We start from the raw sequence: 24,398 nt of genomic DNA, 5'->3' as shown, positions 1-24,398 counted from the left end.
GGAGGGGCTATTCCGCCGCCACCGCCATCGCCGCGGCGAGCCGCGACAGGTCGAGCCGCACCACGCCGTCCGCGACGCTCACCCCGATCACCGCCGTGCAGCCGTGATCCGGTCCCTCGACCTCGCCGGTCTCGAGCGAGATCACCCAGTTGTGCAGCGGGCAGGTCACCGAACGGCCGTGGACGATGCCTTCGGACAGCGGCCCGCCGCGGTGCGGGCAGGCGTTGCGCAGGGCGAAGACGCCGTCGTCGGCAGTGCGGAACACCGCGAGGTCGCCGAAGGCGGTGCGGACCACCCGGGCGCCCTGCCGCGGGATGTCGTCGAGGCGGCCGACCGCCACCAGATGCTCGGTCGCCTCGTTCATTCCGCCGCCTCCCCGATGCCGAGCGCCGCCATCGGCGCGAACTCGTGGGCGTGGCGCCCACCGACCCGCTCGGCCCAGGGGTCGACCTGGGCGAAGCGCTGCGAATGGTGGAAGCGGGCGGCGTAGTGCCGGCGCTTGTCGAGGTCGTCGACGACGGCCGCGCGGATCGAGTCCCCGCCGACCCGGGCGGCCCACTTGTAGATCCGCTCGAGATAGCGGCCCTGCTCGCGGTAGAGCTGGGTCAGCGCCGCGACGATCTCCATCGCCTCCGCCTCGGTCGCGACCAGCGTCAGCACCTCGGTCTGCTTGACGTGCATCCCGGCGGCGCCGGCGTAGTGGATCTCGTAGCCGGCGTCGACGCAGACGATGCCGATGTCCTTGCAGGTCGCCTCGGCGCAGTTGCGCGGGCAGCCGGAGACGCCGAGCTTGACCTTGGCCGGCGACCACGAGCCCCACATCATCTTCTCGAGCTTGACGCCGAGGCCGGTGGAATCCTGGGTGCCGAAGCGGCACCATTCCGAGCCGACGCAGGTCTTCACGGTCCGGAGGCCCTTGGCGTAGGCGGCGCCGGAGATCATCCCGGCCTTGCCAAGGTCGGCCCAGACCGCCGGCAGGTCCTCCTTCTTCACCCCGAGCAGGTCGATGCGCTGGCCGCCGGTGACCTTCACCGTCGGGATCTTGAACTTGTCGGCGACGTCGGCGATGGCGCGCAATTCGTCCGGGGTGGTGAGCCCGCCCCACATCCGCGGCACCACCGAATAGGTGCCGTCCTTCTGGATGTTGGCGTGGACGCGCTCGTTGACGAAGCGGCTCTGCTGGTCGTCCTCGTATTCGCCCGGCCAGTCGCACAGCAGGTAGTAATTCAGCGCCGGCCGGCACTTGGCGCAGCCGCATGAGGTTTTCCAGCCGAGCTCCTGCATCACCGCCGGGATCGACTTCAGCTCCTTGGCGACGATCAGCCGGCGCACCTCGTCGTGGCCGAGGTCGGTGCACTTGCACATCGGCGGCACCGCCGCGGCGGCATAGGCGCCGCCGAGGGTGGCGACGAGCAGCTTCTCCACCAGCGGCGTGCAGGACCCGCAGGACGCCGACGCCTTGGTATGCGCCCTGACGTCGTCGAGCCCGGTCAGGCCCTTGTCCGTGATCGCCTTGACGATGGTCCCCTTGCAGACGCCGTTGCAGCCGCAGACCTGCGCGTCATCCGGCAAGGCTGCAACGGCCGCCGTAGGGTCCAGCGGGGCCGCTCCGGCGAAGGCGGGTCCGAAGATCAGGGTGTCGCGCATGGCTGCGACTTCGGTGCCGCCGCGCAGGAGGTCGAAGAACCAGCCGCCGTCGGCGGTGTCGCCGTAGAGCACGGCGCCGATCAGGCGGTCGTCCTTCAGCACGAGGCGCTTGTAGACGCCGGGGGCGCGGTAGACGATCTCCTGCCGGCCCTCGCCCTCGGCGAAGTCGCCGGCCGAGAACACGTCGATGCCGGTGACCTTGAGCTTGGTCGAGGTCACCGAGCCCTCGTAGGCGGCAGCCTCGCCGAGAAGCGTCTTCGCCGCCACCTTGGCCATCTCGTAGAGCGGGGCGACGAGGCCGTAGCAGGCGCCGCGGTGCTCGACGCACTCGCCGACGGCGAGCACGTCGGCCGCCGAGGTGCGCATCTGGTCGTCGACGACGACGCCGCGGGCGACGGCGATGCCGGCCGCCTTGGCGAGCGCCGTCGCCGGGCGGATGCCGACCGCCATCACCACCAGCGTGCAGGCGATCTCGCGGCCGTCCGCGAGCCGCACGCCCTCGACCCGGTCGGTGCCGAGGATCGCCTCGGTGTTCGCCTTGCAGATCACCTCGATGCCGCGGTCCTCGATCGCCCTCTGCAGGAGGTAGCCGCCGGCCGGATCGAGCTGGCGCTCCATCAGCGTCGGCATCAGGTGCAGCACGGTGACGTCCATGCCGCGGGCCTTCAGGCCCGCCGCCGCCTCGAGGCCGAGCAGGCCGCCGCCGATCACCACGGCCCGGCCGCCGGCGCGCGCCGCCGCCACCATGGCGTCGACGTCGTCGAGGTCGCGGTAGGTGACGACGCCGGGCAGGCGGTGGCCCGGCAGCGGGATGATCACCGGACCGGAGCCGGTGGCGATCAACAGCTTGTCGTAGCCGTGCACGGTGCCGTCGGCGGTGGTGACGGTCTTGGCCGCGGTATCGACGGCGTCGACCCGGGCGCCCTTCCTGAGATCCACCCCGTTCGCCGCGTACCACGCGTCGTCGTGGATCAGGATGTCCTCGTAGGTCTTCTCCCCGGAGAGCACCGGCGACAGCATGATGCGGTTGTAGTTCACGCGCGGTTCGGCGTTGAACACGGTGACGTCGTAGGCGCCGGGGGCGGTCTCGAACAGGGTCTCGAGCACCCGGCCCGCGGCCATGCCGTTGCCGACGACGAGGAGCTTGCGTGCGGTCATGGTCGATCTCCTCACGCGGCTTCGACGAAGCGGTTGCGTTCGTAGAGGAATTTCAGCACCGCCGAGCGGCAGCGGATCGTGGTCGGATCCTGCGCGAGCTCGAGCCGGCGGCGCGGCCGGGCGAGCGGCACGTCCAGCACCTCGCCGATCCGGGCGGCCGGCCCGTTGGTCAGCATCACGATGCGGTCGGACAGGAGCACCGCCTCGTCGACGTCGTGGGTGATCATGATCATGGTGTTGCCGAGGTCGGCGTGGATCTGCATCACCTGATCCTGCAGGTGGGCGCGGGTCAGGGCGTCGAGGGCGCCGAAGGGCTCGTCGAGCAGCAGCACCTTCGGCTCCATGGCGAGCGCCCGGGCGATGCCGACGCGCTGCTTCATGCCGCCGGAGATCTCGCCGGGGCGCTTGTCGCGGGCGTGGCCCATGTGGACGAGCTCGAGGTTGTGCATCGTCCACTCGGCGCGCTCGGCGCGGGACTTGCGGCCGGCGAATACCTTGTCGACGGCGAGCGCCACGTTCTCGGCGACGGTCAGCCACGGCAGCAGCGAGTGGTTCTGGAACACCACGGCGCGGTCCGGGCCGGGCGCCTCGACGGCGACGCCGTCGAGGAAGATGCCGCCGGCGCTCACCGGCGACAGGCCGGCGATCAGGTTGAGCAGCGTGGACTTGCCGCAGCCGGAATGGCCGATGATCGAGACGAACTCGCCCTTGGCGATGGCGAGGGTCACGCCCTTCAGCACCTCCGTGACGACACCGCCGCGGGAGAAGCTCTTGTCGACCGCCGAGATCTCGAGATGGGGACGGGTCATTGGGGCCGGGTCCTTCAGCTGGTGGCGGCGCCGCGGGTGACGAGGACGGCGAGCGCCGCGACCAGCCGATCCAGGACGAACCCGGTCAGGCCGACGTAGACGAGCGCCACGATGATGTCGGAGATCAGGGACGAGTTCCACGCGTCCCAGATGAAGAAGCCGATGCCGACGCCGCCGATCAGCATCTCGGCCGCCACGATGGCGAGCCAGGACAGACCGACGCCGATACGAAGACCGGTGAAGATGTACGGCGCCGCCGCCGGCAGCATGATCTTGGCGAAATACTCGAGGCCGTTCAGCCGGATCACGCGGGCGACGTTGACGTAGTCGGCGGGTATGTTGCGGATGCCGACGGCGGTGTTGATGATCACCGGCCAGACCGCGGTGATGAAGATCACGAAGATCGCCGACGGCTCGCCGTCGCGGAAGGCGGCCAGCGACAGCGGCAGCCAGGCGAGCGGCGGCACGGTGCGCAGCACCTGGAAGATCGGGTCGAGGCCGCGCATGGCGAAGGTCGACTGCCCCACCAGCACGCCGAGCGCGATGCCGACCGCGGCGGCAATGGCGTAGCCGAGCGCGACGCGCTTCAGCGAGGCGAAGAGGTGCCAGCCGAGGCCCTTGTCGGTGCCGCCGTTGTCGTAGAACGGGTGGGCGATCAGTTCCCAGCTGTCGTTCATCACCTGGGTCGGCGTCGGCAGGCTGGCACCCGGATGCGAGCAGGCGACCTCCCAGACGAGCAGCAGCACCGCCAGCACCGTCAGCGGTGGCAGCACCCGCGCCGCCGCGAACGCCGTCCATCCGCGCACCCGCACCGCGAGCGGCACCCGCTTCACCGGCAGGGCCACCACCGTCGCCGAGCGCCCGCCGGGCGCGTTCGGCTTCACCACCATCTTCGACACTGCCGACATCGTCGCCTCTCGTCCTCGGATCCCTGCTCACCCGGGAGCCCACGCCCCCGGGCCGTTCCACATACCGCCACCGCGGCGGCGGTTTCGACCGCCCGGTCTCGCGCTAGCCGTCGCCCCGGCGGCACCCGTTCCACAGCCGCACCCTTCCCGTTCATCGTCCCCTCCCCCCTGGAGGGGGAGGGACAGGGAGAGGGGGCAAACGCCGCCTCGGCTTCCACCACGCGACTCCGCGCCGGACGTTCCGGCCGCGGCGCCCGGGGCAACCCCTCTCCCTGTCCCTCTCCCACAAGGGGCGAGGGGACGCGGTGGGGAGGGAGAGACGGACGCGGAAGCCGGGCGGAGCCCCGGCCTCGGCGCCATCCCCCTCTCCCTGTCCCTCCCCCTCCAGGGGGGAGGGGACGCGGTGGGGAGGGAGAGGCAGGGCAGGAAGCCCCGGGCCTCGACGCGCCACAAGCATCCGGTCCGATTGCCGACTGCCGAAGCCCTACTGCCTACTGCCTACTGCCTACTGCCCCCCTGCCCCCATCACCCCACTCGCCTGATCTCCAGGCTCTCGAGGTACTTCCGGGGATCCGCGGGATCGAAGGTCTTGCCGTCGAAGAAGGTCTCGACGCCGCGGCTGTCGCTCGCCGGGGCGGCGACGCCGAGGGTCTTGGCGGCCTCGCGCCAGAGGTCGGCGCGGTTGACCTCGCCGACCAGCGCGGCGATGTCGGTCTCCGGCTCGAACTTGCCCCAGCGGACGTCCTCGGCGAGGAACCAGGCGTCGTGGCTCTTGAAGGGGAAGCTGGCGTCGTCGCGCCAGAACTTCATGAAGTGCGGGCTCGCCTCGACGACCTTGCCGTTGCCGTAGTCGTACCGCCCCTGGAGACGGCCGACGATGTCCTTGGCCGGCACGTTGAACCAGGCGCGCTTGGCGACGATGCCGGCAAGTTCCTCGCGGTTGGCCATGTCGTCGGCCCACATCTGGGCCTCCATCACCGCCAGGAGGATCGCCTGCGTCGCCTTCGGGTTCTTCTCGACGAAATCGGCGCGCAGGCCGAGCGACTTCTCCGGGTGACGGGCCCAGATCTCGGCGGTGTTGGCGGCGGTGTAGCCGATGCCCTGGTTGACGAGCTGGGCGTTCCAGGGTTCGCCGACGCAGAAGGCGTCCATGGTGCCGACCTTCATGTTCGCCACCATCTGCGGAGGCGGCACCACGATGGTCTCGACGTCCTTGTCCGGGTCGATGCCGCCGGCGGCGAGCCAGTAGCGGAGCCAGAGGTCGTGGGTGCCGCCGGGGAAGGTCATCGCCACCTTGGCGGGCGTGCCCTCGGCCTTCTTTTTCGCGAAGGCCTCCTTGAGCGCGCCGGCGTCGACGCCGACCTTCAGGTCGGCGTAGGACGAGGCGACCGAGATGCCCTGGGCGTCGAGGTTGAGGCGGGCGACGATCGCCATCTTCAGCGGCTGACCGTTCTGCGTCACCTTGCCGGCCGAGATCAGGTAGGGCATCGGCGTCAGGATGTGGGCGCCGTCGATGCCGCCGCCCTCGGTGCCGAGCACGAGGTTGTCGCGCGTCGCGCCCCACGAGGCCTGCTTGACGATCTCCATGTCGGGCAGGCCGTATTTGGCGAACAGGCCCTTCTCCTTCGCCACGATCAGCGGCGCGGCGTCGGTGAGGGCGATGAAGCCGAGCTTCGTCCCCGTCACCTCGGGGCCGGCGCCGGCCGCGAAGGCGCCGCCGGGAAAGGCCGCCTTCACGGCGGAGAACAATGCGGCGGTGCCGGCCGTCGCGGCGGCACTCTTGAGGAAGCCGCGGCGGGAAGTGGCGGCGAGGTCCCTGGTCTCGTCGGTCATCGGCGCTTCGGGTCCGTGTCTGGCGCGGCCGGCGGAGGAAGCCGGTGGCGCGGGGGCCAAAAACGAAAACGCCGCCGACGAAGGTCGCCCTGCTCGCACAGGGCTGTCTTCGGATCGGCGGCGTCGCTCGGTGCCCGGCTTCGGGCTTATGTCTCTGGAAGGTGCGACCGTCTTTGGCGCGCACTTAGGGACATGAATGCAGGGTCCGTGCCAACTGCCGGGCGGACCGTCCCGGCGCCGTTTTCCGCCTCGGCCCGCGTAGCGCCGCCCCGGATGGCGGTCGCGAGCGCCCAATTCGCCGGCACCCGTCCTGGGCAGATCGCCCAATCCGCGGGCGGCGATCAATTCGCAGGCAGTCCGGGCACGTCAGCCGCGGAACCCCGCCACGTAACCCGCGACGTCGTCCGGATCGAACACCCGCCCGTCGAAGAAGCCGTCGACCGCGACGGCCTCCTGCTCGCCCTCCCCCGCACCGGCGAGGGCGGCGCGGTGGATGTCCGGGCGGTAGGTCGCAGCCGCGGCGCGCTCGGCGTCGGCGGAGGCCGGCACCTGGCCCCAGCGCACCATCTGACCGTAGAACCAGAGCGCGTGGTCGCGGCGCGGGAAGGTCGCGCCGCCGGCGGCGAACGCGATGAAGTCCGGCACTGCGCGCGGCGCTGCGCCCGCCGGATCCGGTAAGCGGCCGGCGAGGCCGTCCTCGATCAGGCCGGCGTCGGCGCCGACGAGGTCCGGCGCGGCGAGGAGTTCGGCGAGGGGGCGGCGGTTGGCGGGATCGTCGGCCCAGCGGCCGGCGCGGACCAGCGCGCGCACCAGCGCCGCGGCGCGGGCGGGATGGCGCTCGGCGAAGGCCGCGCGCATGCCGAGCACCTTGCACGGGCTCGCCGTCCAGATCTCCGAGGCGGCGAGCGCGACCACGCCGACGCCGCGCGCCGCCGCGACGGTGTTCCACGGTTCGCCGACGCAGAAGCCGTCGACCTGCCCGCTCTCCAGCGCCTCGACCGCATAGGGCGGCGGCACCACCACGAGGCGGACGTCGGCGTCGGGGTCGATGCCGGAGGCCGACAGCCAGTAGCGCAGGGCGTAGTTGTGGGCGGAGAAGGGGTGGACCATGCCGAAGGTCATCGGCGGCCGGCCCGCGCGCACCACCTTGCGCAGCGCCGCGCCGAGCGCCGCCGGCCCGGCCCCGGGGCGAGCCCCCGCCGCCGTCATCGCGCGCCAGAGCGCGGTCGAGACCGTGATCGCGTTGCCGCCGCGCGACAGCGCCATCGGCACGATCATCGGCTCGGGGATGCCGCCGACGCCGAGATTGGCGGCGATCGGCATCGGCGCCAGCATCTGCGCCACGTCGAACAGGCCGATGGCGAGGCGGTCGCGCAGCGAGGCCCAGGAGGTCTGGCGGACGAGGTCGATCCGCACGCCCTCCGCGGCGGCGAAGCCGAGCCGGGCGGCGACCGCCAGCGGCGCGCAGTCGGTCAGCGGGATGAAGCCGGCGCGGATCGTCGCGCCGCCGTCGGCGGCCTCGGCCCCGGCGTCGGTGTCGCGGCGGTCGTCGCCCTCGTGTGTGTCGTCGGCCAGCACGGCGTTCCAGTCTCCGGACGGACGCCGGTCGGACGGGGCCGATCCGGCGCGGTGGCGCCAGCGGCGCCCGGGCGGGCACCGCGCGTGGATCGGCATCGTCGCCGGCGGACGCCGCACCCGTCGTCGGGCACGGCGCCGAAGGGGGACGGGCGAGCGCGGCGGCGCGCTCAGCCCAACAGTTGGGCGGCCGTGATCACGCTCTGGGCGATCTCGGCCATGCGCTTGTTCTCGTTCATCGCGGTCCGGCGGAGCGCGGCGTGCGCCTCCTCCTCGCTCAGCCCGCGATGTTTCATCAGGATGCCCTTGGCGCGCTCGATCAGCTTGCGCTCGGCGAGTTCGCTCTTGGCGGCGTCGAGTTCGCGGGTCAGGCGGGAGAACACGGAGAACCGGCTCACCGCCATGTCGAGGATCGCCTTGACGCGCTCCTTCTTCAGCCCGTCGACCACGTAGGCCGAGACGCCCGCCTCGACCGCCGCTTCGATCATGGCGCGGTCGGACTGGTCGACGAACATCGCCACCGGCCGGTGCACGACGCGGCTGACCTGGAACATCTGCTCGAGCACGTCGCGGCTCGGGTTCTCGAGGTCGATGATCACCACGTCGGGATCGACCGCGACGATGCGCTTCAGGAGGTTGGCCATCCCGGAGAGCACGGTGATCTCGACCACCCCGGCCTCGCGCAGTCCCTCCTCGAGGATGGTGGCGCGGACCTGGTTGTCGTCGATCACGACGACCTTGATCGGGGGTGTGGACGGGGGCACGGGACGCATCATCTGCGCAAAACATATGCAAGCCCCGTGCCGGCACCGCCCCGTCTCCCCTGCGCCACCCGAGTTGTCCGATGACTTTACCAGAGAGCGGACAACCCTGGCCTCCGGCCGCGGAAACTTGTAGAAGGACCGAACCACCGTCCCCCGGACGGCCGGACGGACCCCGAACGAGACGCTCCCCCGATGAACGCCCCCGACCGCACGCCCCGCACCCTGCGCCTGCACCCGACCGACAACGTCCTGGTCGCGCTCGACCCGATCGACGCCGGCCGCCCGCTCGACGGCGGGCTCGTCGCCGCGGCCCGGGTGCCTAAGGGCCACAAGATCGCCGCCGCGGCGATTCCCGAGGGTGCACCCGTGGTCAAGTTCGGCCAGATCATCGGTTTCGCCACCGCCGACATCGTCCCCGGCGCCCACGTCCACGTCCACAACGTCGGCGTCCGCGACTTCGAGCGCCACGCCGAGGCCGGCGAGGCGGCCGAGCGCGTCTCGACGCTGCCGCCGGCCACCTTCGAGGGCTTCCGCCGCGCCGACGGCAAGGTCGGCACCCGCAACTACATCGGCATCCTCACCTCGGTGAACTGCTCGGCCACCGTCGCCAAGTACATCGCCCAGGCGGTCGAGCGCTCCGGCATCCTGGAGGAGTACGACAACGTCGACGGCGTCGTGTCGCTGGTCCACGGCAACGGCTGCGGCATGGCCGGCCGCGGCGAGGGCTACGACCTGATCGAGCGGACCCAGTGGGGCTACGCCAGCCACCCGAACTTCGCCGGCGTGCTGCTGGTCGGGCTCGGCTGCGAGGTGTTCCAGATCCCGCGCCTCAAGGAGCGCTACGGCATCGTCGAGGGCGACCACTTCCGCTCCTTCACGATCCAGGACACCGGCGGCACCCGCCGCTCGATCGAGGCCGGCGTCGGCGTGGTCCGCGAGATGCTGCCGCGCGCCAACGCGGTGCGCCGCGAGACCGTGCCGGCGTCGGCGCTGGTGGTCGGCATGCAGTGCGGCGGCTCGGACGGCTATTCCGGCATCACCGCCAACCCGGCGCTCGGCTACGCCGCCGACCTGCTCGCCGCGCAGGGCGGCACCGCGATCCTGTCGGAGACCCCGGAGATCTACGGTGCCGAGCACCTGCTCGCCGCCCGCGCAGAGACGCCCGAGATCGCCGAGAAGCTGATGGAGCGGATCCGCTGGTGGGAGGAATACACCGCCAGGAACGGCGGCGAGATGGACAACAACCCCTCGCCCGGCAACAAGGCCGGCGGCCTCACCACCATCCTCGAGAAGTCGCTCGGCGCCGCCGCCAAGGGCGGCACCTCGCCGCTGCGCGGCGTCTACGAATACGCCGAGCCGATCGACACCGACGGCTTCGTGTTCATGGACTCGCCCGGCTACGACCCGGTCTCGGCCACCGGTCAGATCGCGTCGGGCGCCAACCTGATCGCCTTCACCACCGGCCGCGGCTCGGCCTTCGGCGCCAAGCCGGTGCCCTCGATGAAGCTCGCCACCAACTCCGACCTCTACGCCCGCATGACCGAGGACATGGACGTCAACTGCGGCGACGTCCTCGACGGCGTGCCGCTGGAGGAGAAGGGTCGGCAGATCTTCGAGAAGATGCTGGCGGTCGCCTCCGGCGAGCACACCCGCTCGGAGGACCTCGGCTACGGCGACGCCGAGTTCGTGCCATGGCACGTCGGCGCCGTGATGTGACGCCGCCCCCGCCGACCGCCCCGCCCCGTCCGGGCGGGCGCGGGCCGGCGGTTCGACATCCACCGCGAAGGGAGGCCCTGCGATGACCGACACGGCCCTCGCGCGCCGGCCGCGGCGCGCCGACCGGGTGCTGACGGCGCTGCGCGCCCGCGTCGCGTCCGGCGACCTCGCCGCCGGCGCCCGCCTGCCGACCGAGGCGGCGCTGGTCGCGGAGTTCGGGGTGTCGCGCTCGGTGGTGCGCGAGGCGGTGGCCGTGCTCGCCGCCGACGGTCTGGTCGAGCCGCGCCAGGGCTCCGGCGTCTTCGTCACCGCCCGGGCCGGCGCCGGTCTCGCCGGCGCCGTCGCCGACCTCTCGGGCAGGCTGACAGCCGTGCTCGACGTGCTCGAGGTCCGCATGGCGGTCGAGATCGAGGCCGCCGCCCTCGCCGCCCAGCGCCGCAGCGCCGCCGGCGAGGCCGCGATCCGCGAGGCCTTCGCCGGCCTCGTCGGCGAGCTCGAGGCGGGACGGCCGAGCGGCGACGCCGACTTCGCCTTCCACCGCGCCATCGCCGCCGCCACCAGCAACCCGTTCTACGTCGAGACGCTGGACGTGCTCGGCCGGCGCACCATCCCGCGCGACCTCGTCGCCGAAGCAGCCCCGGCCTACACGGCGAGCCGCGCCTTCGTCGACGCGCTGACGGCCGAGCACCGCGCCATCCTCGACGCCGTCGCCGCCGCCGATCCCGCCGCGGCCCGCGACGCCATGCGCCGCCATCTCGACGCCAGCCGGCGGCGCTACCTCGACCTGTTCCAGGCGGCCGCCGGCGCCCGCGTCTCGGGGCGCGGGCGCGACGACCGGCCGGCGTCTCAGGGCGTCGCTGGCTGAAGCGGCGCGGTCCGCGGCGGCTCGGGCGGCGGGGCGAGCTCCTCCGGCATCGGCGGCAGGGCGACGAAGCGGTCCGGCGGCAACCGGTTGGCCGGGCGGCCGAGCACCAGCACCACGTTGACCCGCTTCACCGGATCACTCTCCGGGTGGACGTCGACGTGGATGCCGCGCACGTCGGCGGCGTATTTGCGGTGGTCGCGGATCGCGGCGAGCATCGCCTCGGGCGGCTGCCACGACAGCGTCGTGCCGAGGTCGGCGATCCGCTCGGCGAGCAGCCGGCGGCCGGCGGCGTCGACCGAGGCGTCGTCGAGATTGAGCTTGAAGCGCACCGTGTCGATCGCCTCGGCGCCGCGGCCGCGCGCGACGAAGAACAGCGTCGAGGCCTGCGGCGGCAGGTCCACCGTGCCACCGGCCTCGGGGTCGACCGCGACGGTGCGTGCCACCGGCTTCGATCCCGGCACCGTCATCAGCTCCGACATGCACTCGAAGAAGCCGGCGTCGGTGGCTCTGGCCCAGCCGCGGTTGGCGAGGCCGGCGGCGTCCATCGCCCGGCAGATCTCGCGCGGGGTGCGGCCGGGCTGGAAGCGGAAGGTGAAGTCGCCGGTCGGCGGCGCGCCGATCAGCGCGGCGCGCACCGCCTCCGGGAGGTCGGCGAGGGCGTCGCGCGCCGGCGCGACCACCGGCTGCGGCGCGGCGGGCGCGACGACGTGGCGGGGCGTCGGCGCCGGCTCCGTCACCAGTTCGACCAGTCCGTGGAACACGGCGACGACCGCGTCGGTGCCGACCTTGGCGACGGTCAGGCCCGCGGCGAGCACGACGACCGCGGCCCCGACGGCGATCGGGATGCGGCGGTCGGTGCGGCGCACGGGGGCGGCGGCCGGCGTCTCCGCCGGTTCCGTCGCCTCCGTGCCGCCGCCGATCGTGGTCACGCCGTCTCCTCCCGAGGGGGATTCGGCGGACACGTTACCCGTAAATTTGGCGAAGCGAAGATCAGGCGACCTTCAGCGTCACCGGAATGTTGCCCATGGTGGCGTGGCTGTAGGGGCAGACCACGTGCGCCTTGGCGACGAGCGCCTCGGCCTCGGCCTTGTCGAAGCCCGGCACGGAGACGTTCAGCGTCACCTCGAGACCGAAGCCCGCACCGTCGTCGCGGGCGCCGATGCCGACGTCGGCCGACACCGAGGTGTCGTCGGGGAGCTTCACCTTCTCCTTGCCGGCGACGAAGCGCAGCGCGCCGAGGAAGCAGGCCGAATAACCGGAGGCGAACAGCTGCTCGGGGTTGGTGCCGCCGCCGCCGGGGCCGCCGAGCTCTTTGGGAACCGTCAGCTGGAAGTCGACCTTGCCGTCGTCCGAGCGGGTGTGACCCTCGCGGCCGCCGCCGGTGGCCGTGGCGTGGGCGGTGTAGAGCACCTTCATCGATCGTCCTCCTGGTGTTGGCGTCCCGGTCGGCGGGCGATGCCGCCGCCGTTCGTCGTCCCGGCCGGTGCACCCCGGCCGTCGCCGATTTCAATAGCGTACATTTAAATCGTGCACAATCATTTTCTGCACCGCGCGTGGCGGCCGACCGTCCGCGGTCCGCCGCCCTTGACGCCCGCGCGGGGCCCATGTCCAACTCCCGGGCCTTCGTCCGGTTTCCGGACCTCCCGTCCGGTCCAGTGGAGTTCGACGCGCATCATGAAGACGATCTATTCCCCGACCCACCTGCGCCACGCCGGCCACTGGGAGGTCGCGGGCGGCACGCTGGTGCCGGGCTTCGAGAAGCCGATCCGGGCCGAATACGTCCGCTCGCGCGCCGAGGCGGTCGGGCTCGGGCCGATCCTGCCGCCGTCGTCCTTCACGCTCGACGCCGCGCTGCGCGTCCACGCCGCCGACTACGTCGAGTTCCTCGGCAAGGCCTGGGACATGTGGGCCGCCACCGGCCGCCACACCACGGCGCTGCCGATGACCTGGCCGGTCAAGGGCCTGCGCAACGACCGCCGCCCCGAATCGATCGACGCCCTGCTCGGCTTCTACTCGCTCGACGCCGGCGCAGGCTTCCAAGCCGGCACGTGGGACGCGATCCGCTCGTCCTACGAGACCGCGCTCACCGCCGCGACGCTGGTGAAGGGCGGCGAACGCGCCGCCTTCGCGCTCTGCCGTCCGCCCGGCCACCACGCCGGCTCGGCCTTCTGCGGCGGCTATTGCTACATCAACAACGCCGCCGTCGCCGCCCAGTGGTTCCTCGACCAGGGCGCCGGCCGCGTCGCCGTGCTCGACGTCGACTACCACCACGGCAACGGCACCCAGGAGATCTTCTACGGCCGCTCCGACGTGCTCGTCGTCAACATCCACGGCGACCCGGCCACCGAATATCCCTTCTTCCTCGGCTACGCCGACGAGACCGGCGCCGGCGCCGGCGAGGGCTTCAACCTCAATCTGCCGCTGCCCTGGGGCACCGACTGGACCGACTGGGGCGCCGCCCTCGAGGCCGGCTGCCGCCGCGTCGCCGACTACGCCCCCGACGTCGTCGTGGTCTCGCTCGGCGTCGACACCTTCGAGCGCGACCCGATCAGCCATTTCCGCCTGACCACGGCCGACTACCCGAAGATCGGCGCCCGCATCGAGAAGCTCGGCCTGCCCACGCTGTTCGTGATGGAGGGCGGCTACGCGGTCGAGGAGATCGGCGTCAACGCGGTCGGCGTGCTCGAGGGCTTCGAGGGCCGCTGAGTCCCCGGGGGAACCGGGGGCGCCCGCGCCTCCGGTCCCCCTGCCCCGGCGCGGCGGTCCCGCGTCGAATGGACCGCCGCGCGAGACCGCGACTTCCCGTGAGGCCGCGGCCTTGCCATGATCGCGCCATCCGACGCCGCCATGCCGAGCCGATGCCCCACAAGATCCTGCTGCTGTTCGCCCACCCGTCGATCCGCCGCTCCCGCGTGAACCGGGCGCTGCTCGACGCCGCGTCCGCCGTCGCCGGCGTCACCGTCCACGACCTCTACGAGACCTATCCGGACTTCGCGATCGACGTCGACCGCGAGCAGCGCCTGCTCCTCGACCACGACGCGATCGTCTGCCAGCACCCGCTGTTCTGGTATTCCGCGCCGGCGATCGTGCGCGAATGGCAGGACCTCGTGCTCGAGCACGGCTGGGCCTACGGCCGCCACGGCCGCGCCCTCGAGGGCAAGACCTGGATGCAGGCGGTCTCGACCGGCGGCCGCGAGGGCGCCTATCGCGAGGACGGCCTCAACCGCTATTCGATCGACGAGCTGCTGCGCCCGTTCGAGGCCACCGCCCACCTCTGCCACATGGTCTGGCAGCGGCCCTTCGTCGTCCACGCCACCCACGTCGCCGAGGCCGCCGAGATCGACGCCGCCGCCGACGCCTTCCGCGCCCGCCTCGTCGCGCTGCGCGACGGTTCGCCCGTCCGCGTCGTCGTCTGACGCCGCCTCCTCCGACACGCCGGGACACCCGCCCCATGGCCGCCGACGCCCTCCTCGTCCAATCCGCCACCTATCTCGGCGCCGCCGTGGTCTCGGTGCCGATCGCCGAGCGCCTCGGGCTCGGCTCGGTGCTCGGCTACCTCGTCGCCGGCGTCATGGTCGGCCCGGCCGTGCTCGGCCTCGTCTCCGGCGCGGAGGACGTCATGCACGTCGCCGAGTTCGGCGTGGTGATGATGCTGTTCCTGGTCGGCCTCGAGCTGCAGCCGTCCAAGCTCTGGGCGATGCGCGGCGCCGTGTTCGGCCTCGGCGGCGCGCAGGTCGTCGCCACCGCCGCCGCCGTGGCGCTCGCCGCCGTCGCAGCCGGCCTCGGCCTCGCGCCCGCCTTTGCGGTCGGCCTGATCCTGGCGATGTCGTCGACGGCGATGGTGCTGCAGGCCCTCGCGGAGAAGGGCCTCCTCAAGAGCCCGGCCGGCGAGACCTCTTTCGCGGTGCTGCTGTTCCAGGACATCGCGGTGATCCCGATCCTGGCGGTGATGCCGCTGCTCGCCCCCGGCGGCGGGGGCGGCGACCACGGCGCGGGCGCGCACGCCGACGGCGGCACGCTGGTCGACGGCCTGCCCGGCTGGGCCGCGGCGCTGCTGGTGCTCGCCGCGGTCGGCGTCATCGTGCTCGGCGGCCGCCTCGTGATGCGGCCGCTGTTCATGGCGATGGCGCGGCTCCGGATGCGCGAGATCTTCACCGCCACCGCGCTGCTGCTGGTCGCCGGCACCGCGCTGATCATGGAGAGCGTCGGCCTGTCGCCCGCCCTCGGCGCGTTCCTCGCCGGCGTCGTGCTCGCCGACAGCGAGTTCCGCCACGAGATCGAAACCGACATCGCGCCCTTCAAGGGTCTGCTGCTCGGCCTGTTCTTCATCGCCGTCGGCGCCGGCATCCAGATCGACCTGATCCTCGCCCGCCCGCTCGCCGTCGCCGCGATCGTCCTCGCGGTGGTCGCGATCAAGGCCGCCGTGCTCTACGCGATCGCCCGCTCGGCCCGGCTCAACCGCTCCGACGCGCTGCTCACCGCGATCGCGCTGTCGCAGATCGGCGAATTCGCCTTCGTGCTGATCGGCTTCGCCAGCCAGAACCGCATCCTCGCCGGCGACCTCGCGGCACTCCTCACCGCCTCGGTGGCGCTGTCGATGCTGACGACGCCGATCCTCTTGATCCTGTTCGAGCGCTTCGCCAGCGGCGCCGAAACCGCCGACGACCGTCCCGCCGACGCCATCGACGAGCGCAACCGGGTCATCATCGCCGGCTTCGGCCGCGTGGGGCAGATCGTCGGCCGCCTCCTGATCGGGCGCGGCGTGCCGGTCACCGTGCTCGAGCACGACGCCGAGCAACTCGAAGCGCTGCGCCGCTTCGGCTTCAAGCTCTACTACGGCGACGCCCGCCGCCACGACCTGCTCGAGGCCGCCGGCGCCGCCGAGGCCGCGCTGCTGGTCGTCGCCACCGACGACAAGGAGACCACCACCGAGATCGTCGAGACCGCGCGGCGGAACTTCCCCGGCCTCAAGATCGTCGCCCGCGCCTACGACCGACCGCACGCCTACGAGGTCGAGGAGGCCGGCGCCGACCGCGTCGTCCGCGAGACCTTCGAGGGCGGCATCGAGATGGCGACGGAATCGCTGCGCGTCCTCGGCGTGCCCGCCTTCGAGGCAAACCGCCTCGGCCGCATCTTCCGCCGCCACGACATCGAGACCATGGACGTGCTCCGCGTCGTCAGGAAGACCGGCGACCGCGACGCCTACGGCCTCGCCTTCCGCCAGCGCCGCGAGATGCTGTCGAGCGTGCTCACCCGCGACGTCCAGACCGTTCCGGGCACCGACGACAGCGGCTGGGACGCCGAGACGCTGAGGCGGGAATCGCGCGGCGAAGGCTGAGCGCGCCGCCCGCACCGCGCGAAACCGCTTGACAGGACCGGCGGAAGGCCCCATGTCCTCCACCGTACGGTGCGTGGGTCCGCCTCCCGGATCCCGCCGACCACCGGCCGCGTGAACGGGTGCTGCCCAGGGCAGCCTTCGATGGCCGGATCCTCCCAGACCTGAATGGCCCGATCACGCGGGGCACGTTCGCCACCCGCGACCGACCGCCGGGGCGACATGCGCCGGCGCGACCGCTGCGCCATCCCAGAAAGCCGGATATTTGACGTCCTTCAACGAACTCGGCCTCGCCGAAAGCCTCCTCAAGGCCCTCTCCAAGGAAGGCTACGAGACCCCGACCCCGATTCAGACCCAGTCGATCCCGAAGCTCCTGGAAGGCCGCGACCTGCTCGGCATCGCCCAGACCGGCACCGGCAAGACCGCCGCCTTCGCGCTGCCGATCCTGCAGCGCCTCGCCCCCGGCGAGATCGCCCGCCCGCGCCGCGTCCGCGCGCTGATCCTGTCGCCGACCCGCGAGCTCGCGACCCAGATCGCCGAGAGCTTCCGCGCCTACGGCCACTTCATGAACCACATGTCGGTGGCCACCATCTTCGGCGGCGTCAGCCACCGGCCGCAGGAGGAGCGTCTGCGCCGCGGCGTCGACATCCTCGTCGCCACCCCGGGCCGCCTGATCGACCATCTCGACACCAAGGCGCTGTCGCTCGAGACCACCGAGGTCTTCGTGCTCGACGAGGCCGACCAGATGCTCGACATGGGCTTCGTGCACGCGGTGCGCCGCATCATGAAGACGCTGCCGTCGGCCCGGCAGACCTTGCTGTTCTCCGCCACCATGCCGAAGGAGATCGGCCAGCTGGCCGGCGACCTCCTGACCGATCCGGTCACGGTCAAGGTGACGCCGGTCGCCACCACGGCCGAGCGCGTCGAGCAGCGCGTCATCCACGTCGACACCGCCGCCAAGCGCACCCTGCTGCGCGACGTGCTGGTCGAGGAGAAGCCGGAGCGCTGCCTCGTCTTCACCCGCACCAAGCACGGCGCCGACCGCGTCGTCCGCTCGCTCGCCATGGACGGCATCGCCGCCGTCGCGATCCACGGCAACAAGAGCCAGGCCCAGCGCGAGCGCGCCCTCGCCGGCTTCAAGGACGGCAAGACGCCGATCCTGATCGCCACCGACATCGCCGCCCGCGGCATCGACGTGTCGGGCGTCAGCCACGTCGTCAACTTCGACCTGCCGAACATCCCCGAGAGCTACGTCCACCGCATCGGCCGCACCGCGCGCGCCGGCGCCAGCGGCGTCGCCATCTCCTTCTGCGACCACGAGGAGCGGGCCTACCTCAAGGACATCGAGAAGCTGACCCGTCAGCAGATCCCGTCCGAGGACCGCCGCGGCAAGATCGAACTGCGCCACATGCCCCGTCAGGACCAGGTCGAGGTCGACGAGGACGGCGAGGAGATCCGTGACGAGCGTCCCGCCCGCGGCGCGCGCGGCGGCCGTCCCGGCGGCCGCTCCGGCGGCGGACGCGGCCACGGCCAGCCCGGCGGTCGCGCCGGCGGCCCGGCCGGCGGCGAGCGTCGTGGCGGCGGCAACGCCGGCGGCGGCGAGCGCCGGTCGGCGGGCCACGGCGGTCACGGCCCGGCCAAGGCCGACGGCGCCAAGCCGCGCGGCGAGCGCCGCCCCGCCGGCGGCGGCACCCCCGCCCACGGCTCCGGCAAGCCCAACCACCGCGACAACGGCGCCGCCGAGGCGAGCCTCGGCCGCGTCGGCTTCCTCGCCTCGCCCGGCCGTCCGGCCGCCGGCGAGTCGCGCGGCCCCCGTCGCGGCGGCCGCGGCTGATCCCGCGACGGCACGACACGGGCGTACGGTCCGGACACCGAACGAGAAGGGCCCCGGCGATGTCGATCGCCGGGGCCGTTCTCGTTTTCGCAGAGACGTCTCGCGTCAGGCCGCGACCACCGCCGCGACGAAGCGTTCGATCGAGCGCTCCATCTCGCGGGTGCTGCCGTCCATGGCCGCCGAGGCGGTCTGGACGCGGGTCGCGGTCTCGCTGGTGGCACGCACGGCGGCGTCGAGGCTGCCGACGTCCTCGGCCACCGTGCGAGTGCCAACCGAGGCCTTCTCGACGCTGTTGCCGATCTCGGCGGTGGCGGCGCCCTGCTGCTCGATCGCCGAGGCGATCGCCGCGGAGAAGGAATCGACGTCCACCATGATCTCGGAGATGCCCCGGATCGCGGCTACCGCCTCGGCGGTTGCCGACTGGATCGCGCCGACCTGCACCGCGATGTCGCCGGTCGCCTTGGCGGTCTGACCGGCGAGGACCTTGACCTCGCTCGCGACCACGGCGAAGCCCTTGCCGGCCTCGCCGGCGCGTGCCGCCTCGATGGTGGCGTTGAGCGCCAGGAGGTTGGTCTGCTCGGCGATCGCCTGGATCAGCGCCACCACCTGGTCGATCCGGCCGGCGGCGGCGGCGAGGTCGTTGACCTTGTCCGAGGACACCCGCGCGCCCTCGGTCGCCCGCCGCACGATCTCGGTGGTGCGCGACACCTGCAGCCCGATCTCGCCGATCGAGGCGTTGAGTTCCTCCGCCGCCGCGGCGACCGCGTCGACGTTGGCCGACGCCTCGGCGGAGGCGCCACGGGCGTTGGCCGCGCGCGCGGCGCTCTGCGAGGCGGTGGCCGAGAGTTCGACCGAGACCCGCGACAGCTCGCCGCTGGCGCCCCGGGCGTCGGCGATCAGGCCGGCGGCGGCGGCGCGGAAGGCGTCGATGGCCGCCTCGATGCGGTTCTGGCGCGCCAGCCGGGCCGTCTCGGCCGCGCCGGCTTCGGCCGACAGCGTCGTCCGCGTGATCTCGTTCTGGCGGAACACCTCGACCGCCCGGGCCATCGCGCCGAACTCGTCGCGGCGGTCGACGCCGGCGACCGTCGTCGCGGCGTCGCCGTCGGCGAGCAGGCGCATCCGCTCGGTGAGCGCGGTGATCGGCTTCGTCATGCGCCGACCCCAGCCCCAGGAAAAGGCCAGCATCACCGCGGTGATCGCCGCGGCGGCGGCGAGCATGGTGTTGCGCGCCGTCAGCGCCGCCCCGATCATGGCGTCGCGCGGCACCTCCATCAGCAGCACCCAGCGTTCGGCGACGCCGGCGAAGGACACCGGCACCGCCGTGCGGTAGCGCTCGACGCCGTCCGCCCCGGTGACGAAGCCACCCTCGGTGCGCCCGCCGGCGGCGGCGGTCACGAGCGCCGCGATCGCGGGGTCCTCGACGCGCTTGCCGAGCGCGGCCGCGTCCGGGCCGGCGACCCACAGCCCGTCGCCGCTGATCAGGGAGACCGAGCCCGCGCCGAACGGCTTCAGACCCGACAGGAAGGCGGAGAGGTCGCCGAGCAGCATGTCGCAGGTGCCGATGCCGATCGGCTTGCCATCCTTGCGCAGCACGACCGACGCGGTCGTCATCAGCGTTTCCTTGCCCTCGACGGGATAGGAATAGGGCGGCGTCAGGAGGTCGGTGTTCCGGACGATCGGGTCGGTGTACCAGCCGTCGATGCCGGCCTCCTTGGTCATGACCAGCCGCTCGACGCCGATCGAACCGTCCGGGCGGTGGTAGAAATAGGGCACGAAGCGGCCGGTGGCGTCGGAATAGGGATGCGTCGTGAACTCGGCGTCGCGACCGTCGAGCGCGTTCGGCTCGAAGGCGATCGTCATGCCGAAGATCTCGCCGCTGCGACCGATGGCGTCGCGATAGACCGCGCCGATCCGGTTCCGGTCGACCATGCCGGAGGCGATCATCGTCTCGGTGGCGTCGGCGATCGTACGGGCGGTGCGAATGCCGACCTCGATGCGCGTCGAGGCGGTGGCGGCATGGTGCAGTGCGAGCTCTCCGGCCTCGGCGGTGCTCGCCTCGATGGCGTTGTTCGTCATGATCACGGATCCGACGGTCGCCACCGCCAGCGCCGCCACGGCCACGGTCGCGACACCGACTGCCACGATTCTGGTCCGAATCGAACTCGTCTTCATTGGGGAATCCACCGATGGGGAGCTGTCACCCGACGACGGTCCATGTCGGACATTAACAATCGATTTATGCTGCACCGCCGAAGGCGACGCAACTTAGCTGGGTAATTTCTCAACCCGCCTGCACGCAAAGCGGATTTCGTGTCGCAAGATGCGTGCGCTGCAATGCGGGATTCTCCTGATCCACCGCCGCCGCGTCGCAGCCTTGCAAGTCGATCGCACCCACAGAGCGCGGGACGACCACCGATTCGGCCTCCGCCGCGGCGGATCGAGCCACCGCCCGACCGGGCGCAGAGACACTGCCACGGCAACGGCGCGGCCCCGGCGATCGTCGTCGCCCGGGCCGCTCTCGTCGTCGGCCGCCGCCGGGGCCCTTTCGGCGCGACGGGCCGGAGCGTCAGCTCGTCTTGACGTCGTCCGCCCGGTTCTTCAGCAGCGCGATGATGCTCTGTCCCGGCAGCAGGAAGCCCTTGGCGTCGAGGTCGTATTCGGACATCGCAACCGTGCCCTCGCCGCCGCCGGTGTTGCCGCCGATCACCCGGGCCACCCGCCCGCGCACCTCGCAGACGACGTCCGAATGGCTGGGATAGCTCGCGTGCGCCTCGGCGTAGTCGTAGCCGAAGGAGTTGCCGGCGCGGTTGCGCTGGACGATGTCGCCGATCTCCGGCTTCTTCTCGTCGATGCGGTACGCCCAGAACGGCTTCGTCTTGTTCCCCATCACCCGTGCTCGGATCGCATCGTTGACGAACACGGAATGCGAGGCGTCGAACGCGAAGGCATCGTATTCGGGACCCGACCGGCCGACCACGAAGGAGACGAAGGCCGCCGACCACGGCACGTCCTTGCCGTCGGCGTATTTGCTCTTGCCCCACCAGTCTTCGCCGATCGCCTGCCACATCTCGTGGACGTAGCTGTTGTAGGGCTCGGCCTCCTCGCTCGACTTGCCCTTGGCGAAGCGGAGCCACTCCGCCACGACGACCTCGAACAGCCGCTCGCGCGCGGCCGTCTCCGGCCGCCGCAAATAGGCCTCGGCGACGAAGCCGGCTTCGTTGCCGAAGCGGACGTCGACCCAACCGCCCGGCTTCGTGCCGACGATGGCGACACGCTGCCCGAGGTCGAGCCCGCGGATGATCGGCCCACCCGGCTCGGCACGCAGGTTCAGACCGTCCGTGGTCACGACCCGCACTTCGGCGCCGTCGGCCGGCCACTCCGGCGCCGGGGGCGGCGGGTCCTCGGGCTCTTCGGCGGCGGCCGCGGCGCCGGCCGGTGCCGCGGCGCCGGGCGCGGCGGCGTCCCGGAACTTCGACGGCACGATCTTCTTGTCCATGTACTCGTTCAGCCACAGCCGGTAGGCCGCGTTGGCGGATCCGGCCTTGGCGATGTAGGCGTCGATCGTCGCCTTATCGAGGCCCTGCCCCTCCAGACTGGCGCGGTTGTAGAGCTTGGTGCCCGTGATGAAGCCGACCGCCCCACCCGCGCCCTCGTGGTGCGCGAGATACATGAAGCGCGCGCGCTCGTCGTCGCCGATGCCGGAGGGGATCACGCCCTTCTTCTCGAGGTAGCGCAGGTTGTCGAGCCCGTATTCGGCCGCCGACACGATCGAGAGCAGGGGATCGAAGCGCAGCTTCAGGAGCGCCGCCTGCCTGCCGGGGATCACGGTGTTCGCGGCGTCGATCAGACCGTCCGTCTTGCCGCGCGCGTTGAGGAGATGGGATGGGTTGCGGGCGTGGCCGATCCAGGTTCCGGACAGGAACTGCGTCAGGCCGGCGGCGCCCGAGCCGGCGTTGTAGGAATCCGCCTTCCACTTGCCCTTGTCCGCCCCCGAGGCGACCTTCGCCGCCTCGGCGTCGATCAGCGCAGCGATCGCGGAGCCGTCGATGCCCGTCCGCTTCTCCGCCTCCTCGATCGCCTTTCGATAGTCTTCGTTCTTGCCCAGCACGAGAGCCATGACCGCCCTCCATCGGCTCGACGGCGCCCGTGGCGCAAGAGCCCCTGGTTGAGACGATCAGAACTTACACGTATTTACCAATGGTGTCGAATCACCATCGCGAACAACCCAATCCCCGGTTTCCGGGCCGCGGCTATTCCGCCGCCGTCGCCTCGGGGTTGCCCGGCGCGGTCTGCCACCCGAGGTCGGGCAAGCTGACGATCCGGTTGCCGCGCAGGTCGGTGGCGCAGAGCAGGAAGCCGCGCTCCTCCATGTAGGCGAGCAGCCGACGGGCCCGGCCGGTCGAGCGGGTGCCGTAGGCGCGGGCGATGGCGAGGTCGCCGGGGCACGGCGCCTTGGTCAGCGCGGCGCGCGCCACCAGGAGGAACACCCCGCGGATGTCCTCGGGCAGCGCCGAGGCCACCAGCTGCGCCTGTTCCCAGCCGCTCTCGTCGGCCGGCTTGTCGTCGACACCGGCGCGGGCGGTCGCGATCCGGGCGCGGAACCACGGCAGGTCCGGCGGATCGCCCGGCACGCGGGCGATCCGGCAGCGCACCAGGAAGTCCTGGTAGAGCACCGACACGGTCTGGAAGGCGGTGTCGGGGTCGTCCATCAGGCTCGCCATCACCGCGTCGAGCGCAGCCTCGCGCTCGGCACCGGCGAAGAGGTCGGGCGCCTCCGGCTCCGGCGCCGGTTCCGGCCGGGCGCGGGCGAGCTGGCCGAGGATGTCGGCGGTCGAGACCGGCGCGGCCTCGCGGCGCTGCACCGTCTCGCCGGGCGCCGCCGGCCGAAAGATCAGCTCGGCGGCGTCCTCGGCGGGCTTGTCCGGCAGCGGCAGCAGCTTGGGGCTGCCGCCGCGGCCGGCGGTCTCGACGCCGCCGATCTTCACCGGCTCGGGCTTGCGGCCGATCGCCGGACCGAGCGCCACGAAGGTACCGCGGTCGAGGTTGCGGAAGGTCTCGGCCTGGCGCCGCTCCATGCCGAGCAGGTCGGCCGCCCGCGCCATGTCGATGTCGAGGAACGTGCGGCCCATCAGGAAGTTGGACGCCTCGGCCGCGACGTTCTTGGCGAGCTTGGCGAGGCGCTGGGTGGCGATCACCCCGGCGAGGCCGCGCTTGCGGCCGCGGCACATCAGGTTGGTCATGGCGGCGAGCGAGACCCGCCGCGCCTCCTCGTCGGCGTCTCCGGAGGCGGCGGGGGCGAACAGCTGCGCCTCGTCCACCACCACCAGCATCGGGTACCAGTGGTCGCGCTCGGCGTCGAACAGGCCGTTCAGGAACACGCCGGCGGCGCGCATCTGGCGGTCGACGTCGAGGCCCTCGAGGTTGACCACCACCGAGACGCGGTGCTGGCGCACCCGCTGGGCGATCAGGGCGAGGTCGCGCTCGCTGCCGGCGGCGTCGACGACCACGTGGCCGTGCCGGTCGGCGAGGGTGACGAAGTCGCCCTCCGGGTCGATCACGCACTGCTGCACCCAGGGCGCGCTCTGCTCCAGGAGGCGCCGCAGGAGGTGCGACTTGCCCGAGCCCGAGTTGCCCTGCACCAGGAGGCGCGTCGCCAGGAGTTCCTCCAGATCGAAGATCGCGCGCTGGCCGCCCGTCTTCGCTCCGATGTCCACGCCGACCGTCATCCGCACCGTTCCGTCGAGCGCCGCGCGCGCCCGCGGCGGACCCTTCACGATTCTGGCGGCCCGGCGCAAGGCGTTCGCGCCGCCGTCCCCGTCATCCACGGGATCGTCGCCGGACGCGACCGCGACGCGCAGCGCGCTTTCCGCGGCGCGCCGCGGTAGATTTTCATGTAAAAGCGAAACAATAACAAATCGTCAACCTTAATATTCTGTAAATACGTCGCATTCGAT

General features: G+C 72.2%; 18 protein-coding genes. 6 read left to right on the top strand and 12 right to left on the bottom strand.

Annotated elements, in window-relative coordinates; all coding sequences use genetic code 11:
• Positions 1-7: 7 nt before the first annotated feature.
• From nirD to EDD54_RS20105, 7 genes are all read right to left on the bottom strand, one after another.
• On the bottom strand, positions 8-364 hold the full coding sequence (gene nirD / locus EDD54_RS20135; protein WP_126538738.1) for a nitrite reductase small subunit NirD: 357 nt from the start codon (positions 362-364) through the stop codon (positions 8-10).
• Positions 361-2,805 carry a nitrite reductase large subunit NirB gene (gene nirB, locus EDD54_RS20130; protein WP_126538740.1) on the bottom strand — a complete coding sequence of 815 codons (2,445 nt, stop codon included), beginning with the start codon at positions 2,803-2,805 and terminating at the stop codon, positions 361-363. Before nirB ends, nirD begins: the two co-directional genes overlap by 4 nt.
• 11 nt (positions 2,806-2,816) lie before the next feature.
• Positions 2,817-3,614, bottom strand: coding sequence for an ABC transporter ATP-binding protein (locus EDD54_RS20125; RefSeq protein ID WP_126538742.1), 798 nt, complete (start codon positions 3,612-3,614; stop codon positions 2,817-2,819).
• A gap of 14 nt (positions 3,615-3,628) precedes the next feature.
• On the bottom strand, positions 3,629-4,522 hold the full coding sequence (ntrB, locus tag EDD54_RS20120) for a nitrate ABC transporter permease (RefSeq protein ID WP_126538744.1): 894 nt from the start codon (positions 4,520-4,522) through the stop codon (positions 3,629-3,631).
• 525 nt (positions 4,523-5,047) lie between these two features.
• A complete protein-coding gene (locus EDD54_RS20115; protein ID WP_126538747.1) occupies positions 5,048-6,355 on the bottom strand; it encodes a CmpA/NrtA family ABC transporter substrate-binding protein in 1,308 nt (435 codons plus the stop codon).
• Between the two features lie 366 nt (positions 6,356-6,721).
• Positions 6,722-7,933, bottom strand: a complete 1,212-nt coding sequence (locus tag EDD54_RS20110) for a CmpA/NrtA family ABC transporter substrate-binding protein (protein WP_245515827.1) — start codon at positions 7,931-7,933, stop codon at positions 6,722-6,724.
• A gap of 167 nt (positions 7,934-8,100) precedes the next feature.
• Complete coding sequence (locus EDD54_RS20105; RefSeq protein ID WP_425375006.1) at positions 8,101-8,706, bottom strand: ANTAR domain-containing response regulator; 606 nt, start codon at positions 8,704-8,706, stop codon at positions 8,101-8,103.
• Positions 8,707-8,886: 180 nt separating this feature from the next.
• On the opposite strand from EDD54_RS20105, the gene EDD54_RS20100 reads away from it, so the two are divergent.
• Together EDD54_RS20100 and EDD54_RS20095 are read left to right on the top strand one after the other, a co-directional pair.
• The gene (locus tag EDD54_RS20100; protein WP_126538749.1) at positions 8,887-10,410 is read left to right on the top strand and encodes a UxaA family hydrolase; all 1,524 of its coding nucleotides are present in this window, start codon (positions 8,887-8,889) and stop codon (positions 10,408-10,410) included.
• Positions 10,411-10,492: 82 nt separating this feature from the next.
• A complete protein-coding gene (locus EDD54_RS20095; RefSeq protein WP_126538755.1) occupies positions 10,493-11,275 on the top strand; it encodes a FadR/GntR family transcriptional regulator in 783 nt (260 codons plus the stop codon).
• Here EDD54_RS20095 and EDD54_RS20090 read toward each other — a convergent pair.
• Both EDD54_RS20090 and EDD54_RS20085 read right to left on the bottom strand, forming a co-directional pair.
• Positions 11,257-12,204 (bottom strand): DUF6030 family protein, encoded by a 948-nt coding sequence (locus tag EDD54_RS20090; protein ID WP_126538757.1) that lies wholly within the window; start codon positions 12,202-12,204, stop codon positions 11,257-11,259. The genes EDD54_RS20095 and EDD54_RS20090 overlap by 19 nt on opposite strands.
• 61 nt (positions 12,205-12,265) lie before the next feature.
• On the bottom strand, positions 12,266-12,691 hold the full coding sequence (locus EDD54_RS20085; RefSeq protein WP_126538759.1) for an organic hydroperoxide resistance protein: 426 nt from the start codon (positions 12,689-12,691) through the stop codon (positions 12,266-12,268).
• A 258-nt stretch (positions 12,692-12,949) separates the two neighbouring features.
• Between EDD54_RS20085 and EDD54_RS20080 the strand changes: the two genes are divergently transcribed.
• From EDD54_RS20080 to EDD54_RS20065, 4 genes are all read left to right on the top strand, one after another.
• Positions 12,950-13,981 carry a histone deacetylase family protein gene (locus EDD54_RS20080; protein ID WP_126538761.1) on the top strand — a complete coding sequence of 344 codons (1,032 nt, stop codon included), beginning with the start codon at positions 12,950-12,952 and terminating at the stop codon, positions 13,979-13,981.
• 152 nt (positions 13,982-14,133) lie between these two features.
• Complete coding sequence (gene kefF / locus EDD54_RS20075) at positions 14,134-14,691, top strand: glutathione-regulated potassium-efflux system oxidoreductase KefF (protein WP_126538763.1); 558 nt, start codon at positions 14,134-14,136, stop codon at positions 14,689-14,691.
• 35 nt (positions 14,692-14,726) lie between these two features.
• Entirely contained in the window at positions 14,727-16,613 is a 1,887-nt protein-coding gene (locus EDD54_RS20070; RefSeq protein ID WP_126538765.1) for a monovalent cation:proton antiporter-2 (CPA2) family protein, read from the top strand.
• Positions 16,614-16,875: 262 nt separating this feature from the next.
• Positions 16,876-18,444: a DEAD/DEAH box helicase gene (locus tag EDD54_RS20065; protein ID WP_126538767.1), complete on the top strand. Its 1,569-nt coding sequence runs from the start codon at positions 16,876-16,878 to the stop codon at positions 18,442-18,444.
• A gap of 105 nt (positions 18,445-18,549) precedes the next feature.
• Here the strand turns inward: EDD54_RS20065 and EDD54_RS20060 are convergent, their stop codons facing one another.
• The 3 genes from EDD54_RS20060 to EDD54_RS20050 form a co-directional block, all read right to left on the bottom strand.
• A complete protein-coding gene (locus EDD54_RS20060) occupies positions 18,550-20,586 on the bottom strand; it encodes a methyl-accepting chemotaxis protein (protein ID WP_165644947.1) in 2,037 nt (678 codons plus the stop codon).
• 424 nt (positions 20,587-21,010) lie between these two features.
• Complete coding sequence (locus EDD54_RS20055) at positions 21,011-22,561, bottom strand: DUF2272 domain-containing protein (protein ID WP_126538771.1); 1,551 nt, start codon at positions 22,559-22,561, stop codon at positions 21,011-21,013.
• A gap of 133 nt (positions 22,562-22,694) precedes the next feature.
• Complete coding sequence (locus tag EDD54_RS20050) at positions 22,695-24,170, bottom strand: helicase HerA domain-containing protein (RefSeq protein ID WP_126538773.1); 1,476 nt, start codon at positions 24,168-24,170, stop codon at positions 22,695-22,697.
• Positions 24,171-24,398 lie beyond the last annotated feature (228 nt).

It is taken from the genome of Oharaeibacter diazotrophicus (genome assembly GCF_004362745.1).
In the GTDB taxonomy this organism is placed as follows: domain Bacteria; phylum Pseudomonadota; class Alphaproteobacteria; order Rhizobiales; family Pleomorphomonadaceae; genus Oharaeibacter; species Oharaeibacter diazotrophicus.
Note: the sequence above shows the minus strand (reverse complement) of the source record. Positions and strands in the feature narration are given on the sequence as shown.